Below are 16,833 nucleotides of genomic sequence, written 5' to 3'. Positions count from 1 at the left end.
GCGCCGCTCGCCGGCCAGCGCGCCGGATTCATCCGCCGGTCTTGGTTCTTCCCCAGGGCTTGAGCGTGGAGATGAACAGGGCGAATACCAGCGTGGCATTCTGGAACAGCGCACCCCAGAAGTTCAGGGTCCGGGCCTCGGCGTAGGCCCTGTTCGACAGAGCCCCAAGCCCCTCGGTCCCGGAAAGTGGCGGCAGCGCGTTCAACCACGGGCCAAGCCAGAATGTCCCGAACACTATTCCGAAGATGCAGATGCACCACTTCACCGTCACGAATCGGTGCCTGAACCAGCCCCAGCCAGTGAAAAGCGAATACGCCACGGAGGTCAGCAGACATCCGACCGCTGCGGGGATGACCAGAAAATCATCAATGAATTTCCTGGAAAGGTCGAAGCCGTGCAGGACCGCGCCGTTTCCAGGTTCCTGGAACGCACCCATGACCGTAATGCAGACCCCGCTGGCCACCCACGACCCCCCAAACAAAATATGCAAGGACTTGAGCCACTTCTGTCCGACAGGACCAAGGCGTATGCTCATGATTCACTCCTCCCTCGGTAAGGCGCATTGCTTGCGCACCCGGATTTCACCCGGTCTGCAAGCTCCTCCAGTGTACGCGCCGCACGGGCGAGATCTTCCCCGCACAGCCCCTGGACCAGCTCCGTGGCCCAGGAGCGATACAGTGCGTCCATCTCCTGGTAGGTCCGCCTGCCTGAATCCGACAGTCGAAACAGGGGAGAACGTCGGTTGTCGTCGTTCTCCAGTTTTTCGAGATACCCAAGCGGCGCAAGCGCGTTCAGTTGCTTCTGCACTCCCTGACGCGTGAGCCCCATGGCCTGCGCAATGCGCGGCGCGGTCAACGGCACGTCTGACAGGGCCAACGCTCCAAGCACCTGCCAACGGGCGCTGGTCAGCAACAGGGGCTTGCCCAGCTCGTCCCCCGCCTCGAGCAGCGCCCCGTTCAAACGGAACACCGCCAGACAGACCCTCGTCAGACTTCCATTGACCTCGTAAGGCATGAAGCTCCTCCTGCCCGCACACGGCTGAGGCGCGGACGCCACTGGATGCCACCATTGACAACCGGTTGTCAATGGTGCCCCAAAACACTCCCGCAGACACACTGCGAGGACGCCGTCGGATTTAATTCGGAAAGAGCAGAAAGGCCGACGCTGCCACAGCAGTGGGTACGAGCGCAGCCACGAAGAGCCACAGGGGATTTATGACCCCGTCCCTGAAGCCGTGCTTGAGGATGGAATAGCCCGCCGGGTTGGGGGCGTTGGCGATGACGGTCAGGCCGCCGCCGGTGACGGCTCCGGCCAGCAGGGAGAACTTGCTCTGGTCCGAGAGGTTCTCCACCAGGGTCCCCAGGTAGGTCAGGGCGGCGTTGTCGGTGATCGCCGTCAGGGCGACCGAGCCGTAGAACAGGGCCACGGCGTCCATGCTTTCAAGCAGCGTCTGCACCCACCAGCGCTGCGGCGGGCCAAGGATCACGAGTCCGGCCAGGAACACGCCCACCAGCAGGCTGGAGCGCACCATCAGCTCGGACTGATGCTCCTCGTAGGCGGCCACGAAGCCCACGAACACCACGAACACCGCCAGGAAGGCCACGGGGTGGTGCAGGAGCATCACCAGCACCCCCAGCGCGGCCAGATGTACGGCGCATATCCAGGCGGGGATGTCTTCCCGCGCCTCGGGAGGGATGTGCACGGTCATGCGCCGGAGCGGCCCGGAGAATACTGCGGTCAGGAGCGTGGCGTTGATTATGACGGCAATGGCCGCCTTCCAGCCGAAGTGCGCGAACATGTGCCACAGGCCCCAGCCCCACTTGGGGGCGCTCATGATGACCGGCGGGGCGGCGAAATGAGTCAGCACGCCGCCGATGGAAATGTTCACGAAGAGCGTGCCCAGCATGGCGTACTTCAGGACGTTCGGCAGGGGCTGGGTGAAGAAGACCGCATAGAGGATCAGCGCCGTGACCGTCATGGCCGCAGGCTCGGTGATGAACGAACCCAGCAGCGGCCCCACGGTGAGCGCCGTGACGCACACGGCCATGCTCATGGGCACGGGCAGGCGCGAGGCGATCCCCACGATGAGCCTGGTGGCCATGGACACCACGGGCTTGGTGGAGGCCACGATCATGATGGCGAACACGAAGGCCGGCTCCGTGAAGGAGATGGACTCGATGTAGGCCACGGCAGCGCCGGGACCGCTGAACAGGCCCAGGAGCGTCAGGAAGACCGCGCCCCAGAAGCCGAAGACGACTTCAACCTCGCCCAGGAGGTGCCACAACCCCTGGTGCGGTCCGCCCTTTCGGGCCAGCTTCAGAACCTGCCCCGCCAGGAACGTGTGGGCCACGGCAGCGGCGAAAGCGCCCGTGCCAAGGACGGTGACAAGCCAGGAGGACTGCATGGGATGCCTTAGTCGAAACAGAACTCGACGGTGAAATCACCCTGAGGGGAGGTAAACGGAATGGCGATGACCGGGCCTGAGGTGACGTGGGAAATGGTGTGGTTGTCGCCGAAGATGATGGTGGGGGTGGAGGCCTGCATGGACAGCCCCATCTGGGCGAGCCCGGCCCTGGCCTGGCCCGAGATCATGTTGGTGATCTCGCCCACGGCGTCCTTGGCGTCCTGCATGATGTCGCCCACGTCGTCTCCCAGCATGTTCTTCACGATGGCCACCGCGCACTTCTTGGTGAACGACAACGAAATGCTGCCGCGCTTGTCGCCTGTGAGACCCACTATGGCGGATACATCCCCGGCCGCCGAGTTGTTCTTCTTCACGTAGGGTTTGCCGGGGGTGGGATCGAGCATGGCCATCGTGGAGAGCACGTGTTTGGCGGCCTGCACGAACGGCTTGGCGATTTCAGCGTCGGTGGAGTTCATGTCCGGTCCTTGACATCAAATATGGAATTGAGGCGGGAAAATACATGTGGCCCATATGCTGGACTGCACCCCTTCCCACCCTTTGAGAAATACCTAGTAGCGTCTGCCCCATAGGCTTTCAAGGTCTTTTTCCTAATACGATACAAATGGCAAAAAAGTCGTGATTTCGAGATCAAACGCCATTCCTCGTTTCCTTGCCATTTCCTCCTGGGTGTTGTAGGCCCTTGCCAGACGCCGCAGGCATGGGGGCCGGGAAGAGCATCACGGGCAGGACACGACACCGGGTCGCGCTGGGCGGCCGGAAACGAAGTACGCCCTCCCGGTCTGGACCTCGCGGCGGATAAAAAGATGCAGCGCCGCCAAGAGCCAGCAACCGAACACAAGAACCGCGCCACAGGCTTCTCCGACGCCGACTGGGGCGCCCTGGAAAAACGGCTCTCCGACACCAGGGACCTCCTCCAAGACATCCTCCTTCATCTCCGCCGGGTCCTCGACAACCTGAAGACCGTGGGCGACACCTACCAGACCGCCGGACGCGCCTGGCGCAGGACAGACTCCGCCGCAGGAGCCGGACGCGCCCAGACGACCAACACTTACGGAGCCGCCAGCTCCGCCGACGCCCGAAAGGCAGGCGGGAGCGCGAAAGCTCACGCAAGGCCGGGCGCATCCGGTGCAGGCGGCGCGGCGGGCGCACGCTTCCAGTCCGCTGGCCCCAAGGCATCGGGCACGGCATCGGCGAACGCGGGGGGCACGGGGGGCTCTTGCGGCGCAACAGGACGCCAGGGCCACTTCGGCGCTTCGGATGCAGGCGCGGCGCACGCCCCAGGCGGCCAGACCTTCGCCGGAACCGCAGGCCGCCCAGGCGCGGCCAGAACGGCGGGCACGGCTGGCGCTTCAGGCGCCAGGGCCTCCCAGGACCGCCAGGCCGGAAACGGCTTCTCCTGGAGTTCGCGCACCCGCACAGACTCCGCCTCGTCTTCCTCCTCGAATTTCACCGGCGGTTCGCAGCAACAGCAGAAGGCCTCCTCGCACGACTGGCGCGCCCAGCGAGAAGCCCGCTCCGGGACCGGCGCAGGCGAGCGCACGGACAGCCGGGCCGGAAGCCGCGACTCCTTCGGCAGCCAGTCCCGCCAGGAGCGCCCCGGAAGCCAGAGCGGCGGCCAGTCCCACAACAAGGGCCATCAGCAAAGCCACAGGACCACCGGCGCAGGCGGCGGCTCCAGCTATCAGGACTACCGCCAGCGCACCCACAAGTCGCCCCTGGGAAGCGGACGCATGACCCTCACCCAGGCCTGCGCCCTGCTCTGCATCGCCTACCCCTGCACCGCAGACGACATCAAATCCGCCTACCGCAAGCAGGCCCGCCGCCACCACCCGGACCTGGGCGGCAACGAAGAGATGATGAAATCCATCAACCAGGCTTACGAGCTGGCCCTGTCCTGGTGCTCCCCCCTGCGCGGCAAGTCCGCCACCTGGGCCGCATAACGAGGCGCCTTCGCCCCCCCCCGCACGACCTGACTCGCATAAAACGAGAATCATTTTTTTTTGTTTTAGAAAACATGTTCATGTCTTTCTAAAATGCGACTCCGGTTTCCCGCGCGTATCTCAGCGCCAACCCTTCGATTACCCTCACATTCCGTCAGATTTCCAACGCGAAGCGCCCAAACAGGGCCAAAACAGCCCGCACTACAAGACAACATGCTGAAATACATATAACGGCACGGTCATTGCAATAGTCCTTGGCATCAACCCTCAAGGACGAGGATACGACCATGCACACACGGCTTCTTCCCCTGCTCTGCCTGCTGCTCCTCGCCGGATGCGCCGGGCCGTCCGTCCAGACCCGTGACCAGTCGCACCGCTCCACATCCAACCTGGAGCCGGAGATCACCGAACTCGAAGCGCTGAAGAACAGCCGGGGCCGCCCCCTGACGCCCACCGAGCGACAGGCCCTGGATTCCAAGGCTGGCATCGCGTTCAACCTCAGTCCTGAGGAGACCGAAGAGGTCCGCCTGTTTTTCCAGTATTTCTCCCGCGACAAGCGCGACACCGTAAGCCGCTGGATGCTGCGCAGCGAGCCGCACCTGGAATACGTCCGCGCCGTGCTGGCCAGCCATCGCCTGCCCCAGGACCTCTTGGCCCTGCCCTACATCGAGTCCGGCTACAACGTGCTGGCCGTGTCCCACTCCGGGGCCGTGGGCATGTGGCAGTTCATGCCCGCCACCGCCCGCCGCTTCGGCCTGACCGTGGACTGGTGGCTGGACGAGCGCCGCGACCCCTACCTGTCCACCGTGGCCGCCGCGCGCTACCTGAAGATCCTGCACTCCCAGTTCGGCGACTGGCAGCTGGCGCTCGCCGCCTACAACGCGGGCGAAGGGGCCATCTCGCGGGCCATGAACTCCTCGGGCAAGCAGTCCTTCAACAGCCTGGCCAAGTCCTCGGCCCCCATCAAGGACGAGACCCGCCACTACGTGCCCAAATTTCTGGCCATGCTGAAGATCACCAAGAACGCCAAGCGACTGGGTTTTGACGCGCCGGACATGCGCGCCTCCAAGGACCTCCAGGAAGTGCGCATCCCGGCCGGGACCGACCTCGCCGGGCTGGCCAACCACCTGGGCCTTTCCTGGGAGCAGTTCCACGCCCTGAACCCGGCCTACCGCCGCCAGGTCAGCCCCCCGGACCGCGCCACCGCCGCCTGGGTGCCCAAGCGCCTGGCCCAGTCCGCCACGGCCTACGCCGCAAAGCCCGGCAGCGGCTCGCGCATGGCGCGCGGCGGCGAAACCTGGTGGACCCTGTCGCGCGAAACCGGCGTGCCTGCCAACGTGCTCCAGGAAGCGAACAAGGGCCTCTCCAGCCCTGCGGCGGGCAAGCCCGTTCTGGTGCCCCTGGCAGCGTGCTCCCTGGACGTCGGCGGTTCGCCCGCTGACTACGCCCCCGGCAAAAAGGCTCCGGCCTCCGGCGTGATGACCGCCCAGGCAGGCTCATCCTCAAAGGCCGTGCTGCCCCCGGCCTCCGGCCAGAGCACGCTCTACATCGTGCGCTCCGGCGACACCCTGGAGTCCGTGGCCAACCGGACCGGCATCGGCGTGCAGGAGCTCATCAGCTTCAACAAGGCCAACCCCAAGGACGCCCTGACCCCCGGAACCCCCCTGCTGATTCCGGCCAAGGGCAACCCCGTGCAGGAAGCCGCACTCCAGCTGAAGCCCCAGGCGCAACCCCAGGTCCAGCCGCAGGCCGTGAATCCGGAGCTGAACCCCAACCCGCGCTACAAGATCATCCGGCGCTCCGGAACCTGATGCGCGTATTGCGCCCAGATTTTCCGAAAGGCCCCGCGCCGCGCCGCACGGGGCTTTTCCGGGGTTTGCCGCCCGGAGCGCCTGCCGGACAGGTTGTCCTGGCACGCGAAGCAGGATAGTGTATTGGTGGCCAGTAGATTTCATACGCCAGATAAATACACTTCGCGGACCAGACGCTGGACAACGACTGCAACTTCCGGGCGCGATTTCTTTTGCCGCGCCCCGGACAGGCAAGGCCATGAATGAACGTCAGCCGCCCACCGGATCCCCCCAGGTTGAATTCGAGGATCTCTTCGATCTTGCCGATCTCCAGAAGATCCAGGACGCCTTCGCCGGAGCAAGCCAGGTGGCCTCGCTCATCACCCGGCTCGACGGCACGCCCATCACCCAGCCGAGCAACTTCTGCCGCCTGTGCAAGGACGTCATCCGCAAAACGGAAAAAGGGCGCGCCAACTGTTTTGCGTCCGACTCGGTCCTGGGCCGCTACACTCCGGACGGCCCCACCATACAGCCCTGCCTGAGCGGCGGACTGTGGGACGCCGGGGTGAGCATCACCGTGGGCGGAAGGCACGTGGCCAACTGGCTTATCGGACAGGTGCGAAACGAGGCCCAGGACGAAGCGACCATGCTGCGCTACGCGCACGAGATCGGCGCAGACCCGGACAGCTTCAAGGCGGCCCTGGCCGAGGTGACGGTCATGTCGCAGGAGCAGTTCGGGAAGGTGGCCGAAGCTTTGTACCTGCTGGCCAACGAGATTTCCCGGCGGGCCTACCAGAACCTGCGCCAGGCCGAGATCATCCGCGAAAAGGAACGGGCCGAGGAGGCCCTGCGCGAAAACCGCCGGGTGCTGGCGACCATCCTGAACACCGTTCCCCAGTCCATTTTCTGGAAGGACAGGGACAGCGTCTACCAGGGCTGCAACCGGGCCTTCGCCAAGGCCGCCGGGATAGACGACCCCGCGCTCATCGTGGGCAAGACCGACTTCGACCTGCCCTGGCTCCCGGAAGAGTCCGAAGCCTACCGCGCCGACGACCGCTTCGTGATGTCCGCCAACCAGCCCAAGCCCCACATCATTGAGCAGCAGATGCAAAGCGACGGGCAGCGCCTCTGGCTGGACACCAGCAAGATGCCCCTGACCGACGAGAACGGCACCGTGGTGGGGGTGCTCGGCATCTACGAGGACATTACCGAGCGTAAACTGGCGGACGAGGCCCTGCGCGAAAGCGAGGAACGGCTCGAATCGGTCCTGGAGGGAAGCCAGCTCGGCCTCTGGGACTGGGACATCGAATCCAACACGGTGAAACGAAACATCTTCTGGACCCAGATGCTCGGGTACAGCCAGGACGCGGTCAACCAGAGCCTCTCGGAGTGGACTGACCTGATCCACCCCGAGGACAGGGGCCGCGCCGTGAAATCCATCCAGGACCACCTGGCCGGGCTCACCCCCATGCACCGGGTGGAATACCGCATGCGCGCAAAAGACGGCCTGTACCGCTGGATACTGGACCAGGCCAAGGTGGTCCGGCGCGACCCCGAAGGCAAGCCCCTGCGCATGAGCGGCACCCACACCGACATCACCGAGCACAAGTGCATGCAGGACGTGATGGTGCAGACCGAAAAGATGATGAGCGTGGGCGGACTGGCCGCAGGCATGGCCCACGAGATCAACAACCCCCTGAGCGGCATTCTCCAGAACGTCCAGGTGGTGGTGCGCAGGCTCACCCAGGACGTTCCTGTGAACGCAACGGCCGCCAGAGCCGCCGGGTGCGAGTTCTCGTCCATCGTGCGCTACGCCCAGGACCGCGAGATCATCGATTCGCTGAAATCCGTTCGCGAGGCCGGGCTGCGCGCGGCCCAGATCGTGGCCAGCATGCTCGAATTCAGCCGCAGGACCACCTCCAACAACGCCCCTACCGACCTGGGCGAACTCCTGGACAAGTCCGTGGAACTCTGCTCCACCGACTACAACCTGAAGAAGAAATTCGACTTCCGCAACATCCGCATCGTGCGCGAATACGACCCCGGCCTGCCCGAGGTTCCCTGTTCAGGCCCCCAGATCCAGCAGGTGTTCATGAACCTCCTGGGCAACGCCGCCTACGCCATGTCCGGACAGCCCGCGCCGGTCATCACCCTGCGCACCCGCAGGGACGGCGACATGGCCGTGATAGAGGTGGAGGACAACGGCTGCGGCATGGACCAGGAGCTCACCCGCAAGATCTTCGAGCCCTTCTTCACCACCAAGCCGGTGGGCGAGGGAACGGGACTGGGGCTGTCCGTGTCCTACTTCATCGTGGCCAACAACCACCAGGGGAGCCTCTCGGTGAATTCCTGGCCGGGCAAGGGGTCGCGCTTCACGGTCAGGCTGCCCCTGACCCGCCCGCAGGGGTAGGCGGCCCGGCTCAGCGTCCGCCTCAGCGCCCGGCTGACCTGCCCCCGAGCGGAATCCCCCGCAGCCGCAGGACGCCGTCCGCCGTGTACAGGATCACCCCCGCCCAGATGAAGCCGAACGTCACGGCCTGCCAGGTCCCGAACGGCTCGCCGTAGACCAGCGCGCCCAAGAGGAACATGCCCGTAGGCCCCAGGTATTGCAGCACCCCGAGCGTGGTCATGGTGATCTGCCTGGCCCCGAAGGCGAAAGCCAGGAGCGGCACGGTGGTCACCAGCCCCGCGCCGACGAGCAGCGCATCCGTCCCCAGGCCCAGATGGCCCATGCCTCCAAGGCCCTGCGCCGCCAGCCACAGAAGATAGGCCGCCGCAGGCCCGGCCAGCATCATGGTCTCCAGGAAGAGCCCGGGCAGGGACTCCACGGTCATGAGCTTGCGCACCATGCCGTACAGGCCGAAGCTCACCGCCAGGCACAGGGCGATCCAGGGCAGACGCCCCTGCATCACAAGCTGCACCGCCACGCCCGTGGCTGCCAGCCCCACGGCGATGGCCTGGGGACGGCGCAGCTTGTCGCGAAACACCATCCGCCCAAGCGCCACGTTCACCAGCGGGTTCAGGTAGTAGCCAAGACTCGCTTCCAGCACATGCCCGGCGTTCACAGCCCAGATATACAGGAACCAGTTCATGCCGATGAGGCTGCTGCTGGCGGCCAGGAGCAGCATGTCCCGGCGTGTTCCGAGCGCCTTGCGCACTTCGGCAAGGCGGCCCTGGGCTACGAGCAGGAGCCCCGTGCAGGCAAGCGACCACACGATGCGGTGGCAGATGATCTCCTGGGCGGACACGGCGGCCAGAGCTTTCCAGTACAGGGGCAGAAGCCCCCAGCAGACGAAGGCGAAGGTGGCGGCCAGCAGGCCGGACAGGGAACGGTTTTCAAGCATGATGGCGTGTCTCGGATGCGCTCGTGACGCGTTTTTGAAAAACATGAACATGTTTTTCAAAAATTAAATTAATGGTTCTCTTGGTTTGGGTTCGTAAATTGTATGAACGTGTTCTGAGTACGCCACATGAGCAGGTTCTGGCCCGGCCAGCTGGCCGGAGGCGAGGCCCTTGCGGCTCCGGCAGGGCCGGGGCTTAAGTGATTGTGGTTCGGGGCCGCAGCGCCAGAAACGGACGCTGCGGGGCCGACGGGCCAGGACTGGCAGACGTCTCTGATCTTGAGTGGACAGAACGCGTCCTACCTGCTGTGCTCCTCAGGGACCACCGGGGTGCTCTTGCGGGCCATGCCGTAGGCCCTGGAGCCGCCCCGGACCAGGTACATGTCCAGGATCTCGAACCCTGCGGCCATGATCCACTCGCGCAGGCACAGCACGTTGGGCACATACCAGTTGCTCCAGTGGCCGTAGCAGTCGCCCCGGGTGAAGTATGCCAGGGGGACCTCCAGGTACGGCCCCATGCGGTCCTTGCGGGGAGCCCACTCCGAGTCCATCTCGTAGGCGTACTCCAGCACCGCGCCCTCGAAGAGCATGATCCCGTCGTCCTTCAGGGACTGGTGGATGTTGGTGAAGGCCAGCATGGGGTTGAACAGGTGGTAGTACACCCCGAAGAACATGATGACGTCGAAGGTTTTGTCGAAATGCTCCGGCAGGTTGTACACACTGTCCCGGATGTATTCGGCCTTGGCCCCCCGGATGCCCTTCAGCAGGTTGAAGCCGCTGGCCTGGGGGTCCTGGATGTCGTAGGCCGTGACGAGCGCGCCCCGGCGCTCCATCTCGAAGGTGTACGGCCCGGTCCAGGCTCCGATGTCCAGCACCTTCTTTCCGGCCACCTGCTCCGGGGCCAGCTGGTCGACGAGGAAGGTCTGGAGCTCGGCCCAGCCCGGCGTGAACACGCCCGGGAACACCTCCACGCTGTGGTACCAGGGAAAGGAGTCCAGCCGGGCGACGTCCTCGTCGGTGAAGGTCGCGGGGATGAGCCCCTCGCGCCCGATCTCGCGCAGCAGGGCGAAACGGTTCTGGTAATAGGCCCGGATTTTCTCCCCCGGAATGCCGCACTCGCGCGCGATGCGCTCCTTGTCCGCCTGCCAGTCCCGCGTGGAGAGAAACAGCGCGTCGAAGGTGAGCCGCGACACCACCCCGGGGGCCAGCACCTCGCGGCCCAGGAACGTCGTACCCTGGCGGGCCGGGTCCTCGTCCACGAAGGCCAGCACGGACACCTTGGCCGGGTCGCACAGCCCGGCAAATTCCAGGGCCTTTGGGCCTGTCCCCCAGATGACGATGTTCATGGGCGTCTCCTTGCGTTTTGGCCGGGGCGCGGACGCGACCGGGCGGGTCTGGCGACCCAATACTCCTGCGCTCCCGCCGATTCAATCATCTTCTTGCGCAGGACCGATACATCGCGTCCCGAGCCAAGCCGGATTTCGCTTTTTCCCCATGGCAAACGCCTCCCGGCCCTGTTATGAACAGGTCATATTTCCCTGGAGGCGTCGGTGACCGAACATCACCTCTTCATGACCCTGGAGCATGCGTTCCTGATGCTCCTGGCCCTGTTCCACGCGGCTGGCGCGGTCTCGGCGGTCAACGCCCTGTTCTCCACCCGTTCGTCCCAGGGGGCCATCGCCTGGGTTCTGTCCATGCTGGTGTTTCCGTACGTGGCCGTGCCCCTGTACTGGATTTTCGGGCGTGGCCGCTTCCACGGCTACGTCACGGCCCGGCGCGAAGGCTCAAACGAGATCGAAGCCCTGCGCCACGAGCTGGAACGCAATCTGGTGGATATCTCCAGCCTGCGCCCCGGCCTGGGAGGGACCCTGTCCGTTCTGGAGAAGCTGGCGGGCATGCCCTTCACCGGCGGCAACCGCGCTGCGCTCCTGAAGAACGGCCCGGACACCTTCGAGGCCATCTTCGCCGAGATGGCCCACGCCACGGACTACATCCTGGTGCAGTTCTTCATCATCCACGACGACGAAATCGGGCGCGAATTCAAGGACCGCCTTACGGCCAAGGCCCGCCAGGGCGTGCGGGTGCTCCTGCTCTACGACGAGATCGGCTGCCACGCCCTGCCCGAAGCCTACCTGCGCGAACTGCGGGACTCCGGGGTCAAGGCCCACGCGTTCAACACCACCAAGGGCTGGCGCAACCGGTTCCAGCTGAACTTCCGAAACCACCGCAAGATCGTCATCACCGACGGCAACACAGCTTTCGTAGGCGGACACAACGTAGGCGACGAATACATGGGCCGAAGCTCCCGCTTCGGCCTGTGGCGCGACACCCACCTGCGTTGCGACGGCCCGGTGGTGTCCACGGTGCAGCTGAGCTTCGCCGAAGACTGGTACTGGGCCACCCACGACCTGCCCGACCTGAACTGGCAGCCAGCCGAGCCCGAAGGCGTCTCCCGCGCGGCCATGCCCATGCTGGCCATCCCCAGCGGCCCGGCGGACCACGTGGAGACCTACACCCTGGCCTTCCTGCAACTTGTCGAAGCCGCGCGAACCCGCCTGTGGATCGTCAGCCCCTATTTCGTGCCGGACCGGGAAGTCACCACCGCGCTCCAGCTGGCCGCGCTTCGCGGCGTGGACGTGCGGGTGATGCTGCCGCAAAAGCCCGACCACAAGATGGTGTATCTGGCGTCCTTCTCGTATTTCCCGGAACTGGAGAAGCTCGGCATCAAATTCTTCCGCTTCAGGCCGGGCTTCCTGCACCAGAAAGTGATACTGGTGGACGACCGGCTGGCCACGGTGGGCACCGCCAACTGCGACAACAGGTCCTTCCGCCTGAACTTCGAGCTGACCCTGGCCGTGGCGGACGAGGATTTCGCGTCCCAGGTGGAGGCCATGCTCCTGGAGGATTTCGCCCGCTGCACCCCGGCCACCGCCGCCGACTACGAGGACCGCTGGATGGGCTTCAAGGCCGCCGTCCGCTTGGCGCGGCTGCTTTCTCCCATCCTGTGAGAATCGGACATTTCATGCTTGCGCATACTGCATCCGATGGGGAATATACACAGAACTGCATCTTAGACGCCATTCACGCATTCTGCACAGAGGAGTAGCCATGGGTCTGCGCGCAGTCGCACTGCTGGTCTTGCTTCTGAGCCTGCCTTCGTCGGCCTTCCCGGCCGAAGTGGCAAGGATAGGAGTGAACATCCCCCTGACCGGGTCGGCCGCCGACATCGGGCAGTACCTGTTGTGGGGGGTGGAGATCGCCGTGGCCGAGACCAACGCCTCCGGCGGCGTGGCAGGCAGACCCGTCCAGGCAGTGGTGCTGGACGACGAGACCAACCCGCAGAAGGCCGCCGATAACGTCCGACTGCTCATCGGCAGGGAAAACGTGGCCGCCGTGCTGGGTCCGGCCAACAGTGGCAACGCCCTGGCCATGATCCCCATCATGCAGGAGGCCCAGAAGCCCCTCATGCTGCTCACCGCCTCGGCCACCAAGCTGACCACAATCTACCGGGACGCCCCGAAGAACTACATCTTCCGGGCCACCCTGCCCGACCGCGAGCAGATAAAGAAGCTGCTGGACTGGGCCGCGCCGCGCTTTCCCCGCCTGGCCATCGCCTGCGACACCACCCCCTACGGGCAGCTGGCCCGGCAGGACCTGACCGAGCTCATGGCCGAGCGCGGGCTGAAGCCCGCCGCCGTGGTGGAGTTCGACCTGGGCGAACTGGACATGACCGGGAAGATCCGCGAACTGCAAAAGACCCCCCTGGACGCCGTGGCCGTGCTGAGCCTGGGCAGGGAAGTCGCCAACTTCGTGCGCGGCGCGGACGCTGTGGGCTTCAAGGCGCGCCTCATCGGGCAGTATCCGTTCTTCCTACATCCCATCAAGGCGCTGCCCGACCGCCTCTCCAACGGGCTCACCGGCGTGCTTGGCTCCTCGGCCCAGGACAGCCCCAAATCACGCGAGATCGACGCCATCGTGCGCGCAAAGTACCGCCACCAGGGCTACTACCCCTTCAAGTTCGTTGAAGCGGCCTACGAAGGGACCAGACTGGTCCTCCAGGCCATGAGCGAGGCCGGCTCCGACCAGGGACCGGCAATCCGCGACGCCCTGGAGAACATCGAACGCTTCCAGGGCGTAAGCCAGGAGTTCGTGCGCCCCTTCAGCCGCGAACGCCACGAGCTCTACAAGGCCGAGAACCTGTCCATGGGCGTCTGGCAGAGCGGCGACGTCGTCCGGCTGGAACAATGACCCGTCCCCGACGCTCCCGGTCCGGACGCCAAGGGCGGTAAAAGCAGATCATGTACGTCGGCCTGTCCATTAAGCGCACCGTCATCCTGGTGCTGTTCGCCACGTCGCTGGTGACGCTGCTGGCCGGGTGGGCGGCCGTGCGCTACCTGGGCCTGGAAGGATTCGAGCGCCTGGACCAGGAACAGGCCTTCCACGACCTGGGACGCGCCGCCAGCGGACTGGACAACGAGCTGGCCCACCTGGACTCCACCCTGCGCTTCAAGAGCGTCTCGGACATCACCTACCGCTTCGCCGCCGACCGCGACAAGCTGCTCGGCTCCGACACCTTCTCCTGGGAGGCCCTGCGGGGCGCGGGGCTTAACCTGATGGCCCTCTACGACCCGGCGGGCAAGCTCCTGGCCGCAGGCGCGTTCGACCTGGAAACCCGCGAATCGATCCCCCTGGGCACCCTGCTGAAGGACCTGCCCGACGAGATAAAGCGGCCAGGAGCCGGCGCGGGCCCCGGCGCCAAGGCCCAGGGCAAGGGAGTCCTGAACACTCCGCTTGGCCCCATGCTCATAAGCTACCAGCCCGTGCTCAATTCCCTGGGCTGGGGCCCCTCGCGCGGGACGCTCCTGGCAGGACGCTTCCTGGACGACAAGCTGGTGGGGCAGATCGCCCAGCAGCTGCGCCTGCAATTCTCGCTGATCCCGCTGGCCAAGGCCCCGGGCCTGCTGGCCGACAAGGCCAGGGAGGCCATGCGCGCCGGCAAGGACGCGTTCGTGGGGTCCGAGTCCCAGGAATCGCTCACCGTGCACTGCGCCTACCCTGATTTCCTGGGCATCCCGGTCCTGTTGCTCACCGTGGTGCACCCGCACACCGACGCCATGGCTTTCAACCATTCCATGCATCTGGCCCTGGGGCTGGTGGGGCTGGCCGGGGCGCTGTCATTTGGCGCGAGCATCCTGCTCTTGCAGCTGTTCGTGCTGAACCCCCTGTCGCGCGTCACCCGCCACATCGCGGACATCAAGGACTCCCGGTCTTTGGGCAAGGCCCTGGTCCTGGACCGGGACGACGAGATCGGGCTTCTTGCCAAGACCCTGAACGCCACCGGGGCCGACCTGGCCCGCCTCTACGAACAGCTGGACCGCCAGCACGGCCTGCAGAAACTGCTCATCGACAACATCCCCCACCCCATCTCGGTCAAGGACGCGAACGGACGCTACGCCGTGGCCAACCCCGCCCTGGGACGCCTGCTGGGACGCCCCGTCAGCGAACTGATCGGGTCCACCGACTCGGCGCTGGGCTCACCCGCCGTGTGGGCGGAGTTCGCCCGCGCCGAGGAACATGAGGTGTTGCGCTTGGGCAAGCCCCGCTTCTGCGAGGCCGAAGCCTTCGACAGCCCCTTTGCCGGGCTTCGCCTGTTCGCCACCAGCCGCCTGCCCCTGCCGGGCCTGGGCGACGAACCCGCAAGCGTGCTCACGGTCAGCCTGGACGTCACCGAGCGCCGCTACGCCGAGGAGAGCCTGCGCCAGAGCGAGCGCAAGTTCCGCACGCTCTTCGAATCCATGACCGAGGGCGTGAGCCTGCACGAAATCGTCACCAGCCCGTCCGGCGAGATTTCAGACTACCGGCTCCTGGACGTGAACCCGGCCTTCGAGTCCATCCTGGGCATCGCGCGCGACAAGGCCGTGGGGGAGCTGGCATCGCGCCTTTACGGCACCGGGCAGGCCCCATTCCTGGACATTTACTCGCGGGTGGCCTCCATCGGCATGCCCACGACCTTCGAAGTGTTCTTCGAACCCCTGAACAAGCACTTCCACATCTCGGCCTTCTCTCCCTGGCCCGGACATTTCGCCACAGTCTTCACCGACACCACCGAGCGCATCCGCACCCAGGAGGCCCTGGAACACGCCAGGACGTCCATGCAGCACATCCTGGACTCCATGCCCTCCCCGGTGATCGGCGTGGACGCGCAGGCCGTGGTGGCCTACCTGAACAGCGCCGCCGCCCGGCTGCTGGGCGCGCCAGATGCGCCAGAGTCGCCAGAATCCGGAGAAGCCGCAGCCGTGGGGCTGCCTCTGGCGCAGGCCTTCGCACCGCTTGTAGCCTACCAGGACGCCATCTCCTCCGCCCTGGCCCAGGGGAGCCCCGTGCAGCTGCACAGGGTCAGGCTCACGGTCTCCGGGGACCAAAGGCTCATCGACCTCCAGGTGTTCCCCATGCTCGCCGAAGGGCTGACGCGCGGCGCGGTCATCCGCCTGGACGACGTCACCGAGCGGGTGCGCATGGAGGAACTCGTCCTCCAGACCGAGAAGATGATGAGCGTGGGGGGGCTGGCAGCGGGCATGGCCCACGAGATAAACAATCCGCTGGGCGGCATCCTGCAGAGCGTGCAGATCGTGAAGCGCCGCCTGTTCTCCGACCTGCCCGGCAACTCCCGGAGCGCGCAGGAGGCGGGCTGTTCCCTGGAGGCCATCGCGAGCTACCTGGAATCACGCGAGGTCCCCAAGTTCCTGGACGCCATCCAGGATGCAGGCAAGCGCGCCGCGCACATCGTTTCCAACATGCTGGAGTTCAGCCGCCGCAGCGAGTCCAAGATGGCCCCGGCGGACCTGGCGGAGCTTATGGAAAAGGCCCTGGAGCTGGCCGAAAGCGACTACGACCTCAAGCGCAAGTACGATTTCCGGCGCATCGAGATAATACGCGACTTCCCCGACGCGCCGCTGGTCGCCCGCTGCACCAAGACCGAAATCGAGCAGGTGGTGCTGAACCTCATCAAGAACGCGGCCCAGGCGCTGGCCTCCAACCCACCCGCAGGCCAGCGCCCGCGCATCGCGCTACGCCTGTCGGAGGAAGGAGCGTCCGCCCGCATAGCCGTGGAAGACAACGGGCCGGGCATGGACGAAGCCATCCGCAAGCGGGTGTTCGAGCCGTTCTTCACCACCAAGGCTCCGGGCCTGGGCACGGGGCTCGGCCTCTCGGTGAGTTACTTCATCATCACCCAGAACCACGGCGGCGACATGGCCGTGGAATCGTCCCCCGGACGCGGGGCGCGCTTCATCATCCGCCTGCCACTGGATATTTCAGAGTCGGTTTCAGACTGACGC

12 protein-coding genes are annotated in these 16,833 nt (G+C 65.6%); 6 read left to right on the top strand and 6 right to left on the bottom strand.

The features are described 5' to 3' along the window. Positions 1–28 precede the first annotated feature (28 nt). From G453_RS0118450 to G453_RS0118435, 4 genes are all read right to left on the bottom strand, one after another. Entirely contained in the window at positions 29–535 is a 507-nt protein-coding gene (locus tag G453_RS0118450) for a hypothetical protein (protein ID WP_027192220.1), read from the bottom strand. Further along, positions 532–1,014 (bottom strand): MarR family winged helix-turn-helix transcriptional regulator, encoded by a 483-nt coding sequence (locus tag G453_RS25155; protein ID WP_051272612.1) that lies wholly within the window; start codon positions 1,012–1,014, stop codon positions 532–534. The genes G453_RS0118450 and G453_RS25155 overlap by 4 nt, the downstream gene beginning before the upstream one ends. A gap of 121 nt (positions 1,015–1,135) precedes the next feature. Further along, the gene (locus G453_RS0118440; protein WP_027192219.1) at positions 1,136–2,404 is read right to left on the bottom strand and encodes a putative Na+/H+ antiporter; all 1,269 of its coding nucleotides are present in this window, start codon (positions 2,402–2,404) and stop codon (positions 1,136–1,138) included. Positions 2,405–2,412: 8 nt separating this feature from the next. Next, positions 2,413–2,880: a chemotaxis protein CheX gene (locus G453_RS0118435; RefSeq protein WP_027192218.1), complete on the bottom strand. Its 468-nt coding sequence runs from the start codon at positions 2,878–2,880 to the stop codon at positions 2,413–2,415. A gap of 348 nt (positions 2,881–3,228) precedes the next feature. On the opposite strand from G453_RS0118435, the gene G453_RS28630 reads away from it, so the two are divergent. The 3 genes from G453_RS28630 to G453_RS25145 all read left to right on the top strand — a co-directional run bounded on the left by G453_RS28630 (position 3,229) and on the right by G453_RS25145 (position 8,565). After that, entirely contained in the window at positions 3,229–4,365 is a 1,137-nt protein-coding gene (locus G453_RS28630; protein ID WP_027192217.1) for a DnaJ domain-containing protein, read from the top strand. A gap of 287 nt (positions 4,366–4,652) precedes the next feature. Then, a complete protein-coding gene (locus G453_RS29070) occupies positions 4,653–6,176 on the top strand; it encodes a lytic transglycosylase domain-containing protein (protein WP_051272611.1) in 1,524 nt (507 codons plus the stop codon). A 238-nt stretch (positions 6,177–6,414) separates the two neighbouring features. Next, positions 6,415–8,565, top strand: coding sequence for a PocR ligand-binding domain-containing protein (locus G453_RS25145; protein ID WP_051272610.1), 2,151 nt, complete (start codon positions 6,415–6,417; stop codon positions 8,563–8,565). A 22-nt stretch (positions 8,566–8,587) separates the two neighbouring features. Here G453_RS25145 and rarD read toward each other — a convergent pair whose 3' ends face one another. Continuing rightward, a complete protein-coding gene (gene rarD, locus G453_RS25140; RefSeq protein ID WP_043646707.1) occupies positions 8,588–9,499 on the bottom strand; it encodes an EamA family transporter RarD in 912 nt (303 codons plus the stop codon). A 296-nt stretch (positions 9,500–9,795) separates the two neighbouring features. Further along, positions 9,796–10,842 carry a class I SAM-dependent methyltransferase gene (locus G453_RS0118410; RefSeq protein WP_027192216.1) on the bottom strand — a complete coding sequence of 349 codons (1,047 nt, stop codon included), beginning with the start codon at positions 10,840–10,842 and terminating at the stop codon, positions 9,796–9,798. Positions 10,843–11,046: 204 nt separating this feature from the next. Between G453_RS0118410 and cls the strand changes: the two genes are divergently transcribed. The 3 genes from cls (at position 11,047) to G453_RS26715 (ending at position 16,830) form a co-directional block, all read left to right on the top strand. Continuing rightward, positions 11,047–12,504: a cardiolipin synthase gene (gene cls / locus G453_RS0118405; RefSeq protein WP_235731802.1), complete on the top strand. Its 1,458-nt coding sequence runs from the start codon at positions 11,047–11,049 to the stop codon at positions 12,502–12,504. Between the two features lie 100 nt (positions 12,505–12,604). Then, positions 12,605–13,744, top strand: coding sequence for an ABC transporter substrate-binding protein (locus G453_RS0118400; RefSeq protein ID WP_027192214.1), 1,140 nt, complete (start codon positions 12,605–12,607; stop codon positions 13,742–13,744). Positions 13,745–13,794: 50 nt separating this feature from the next. Next, on the top strand, positions 13,795–16,830 hold the full coding sequence (locus tag G453_RS26715) for an ATP-binding protein (RefSeq protein WP_051272609.1): 3,036 nt from the start codon (positions 13,795–13,797) through the stop codon (positions 16,828–16,830). Positions 16,831–16,833: the final 3 nt, after the last annotated feature.

This window comes from Fundidesulfovibrio putealis DSM 16056 (assembly GCF_000429325.1).
Lineage (GTDB): Bacteria > Desulfobacterota > Desulfovibrionia > Desulfovibrionales > Desulfovibrionaceae > Fundidesulfovibrio > Fundidesulfovibrio putealis.
The sequence above is the reverse complement of the archived record's forward strand: the minus strand, read 5'-3'. Positions and strand labels throughout refer to the sequence as shown.

Coding starts and splice junctions, on each gene's coding strand:
- G453_RS0118450 (WP_027192220.1), bottom strand. CDS start 535: ATGAGCATACGCCTTGGTCCTGTCGGACAGAAGTGGCTCAAGTCCTTG.
- G453_RS25155 (WP_051272612.1), bottom strand. CDS start 1,014: ATGCCTTACGAGGTCAATGGAAGTCTGACGAGGGTCTGTCTGGCGGTG.
- G453_RS0118440 (WP_027192219.1), bottom strand. CDS start 2,404: ATGCAGTCCTCCTGGCTTGTCACCGTCCTTGGCACGGGCGCTTTCGCC.
- G453_RS0118435 (WP_027192218.1), bottom strand. CDS start 2,880: ATGAACTCCACCGACGCTGAAATCGCCAAGCCGTTCGTGCAGGCCGCC.
- G453_RS28630 (WP_027192217.1), top strand. CDS start 3,229: ATGCAGCGCCGCCAAGAGCCAGCAACCGAACACAAGAACCGCGCCACA.
- G453_RS29070 (WP_051272611.1), top strand. CDS start 4,653: ATGCACACACGGCTTCTTCCCCTGCTCTGCCTGCTGCTCCTCGCCGGA.
- G453_RS25145 (WP_051272610.1), top strand. CDS start 6,415: ATGAATGAACGTCAGCCGCCCACCGGATCCCCCCAGGTTGAATTCGAG.
- rarD (WP_043646707.1), bottom strand. CDS start 9,499: ATGCTTGAAAACCGTTCCCTGTCCGGCCTGCTGGCCGCCACCTTCGCC.
- G453_RS0118410 (WP_027192216.1), bottom strand. CDS start 10,842: ATGAACATCGTCATCTGGGGGACAGGCCCAAAGGCCCTGGAATTTGCC.
- G453_RS0118400 (WP_027192214.1), top strand. CDS start 12,605: ATGGGTCTGCGCGCAGTCGCACTGCTGGTCTTGCTTCTGAGCCTGCCT.
- G453_RS26715 (WP_051272609.1), top strand. CDS start 13,795: ATGTACGTCGGCCTGTCCATTAAGCGCACCGTCATCCTGGTGCTGTTC.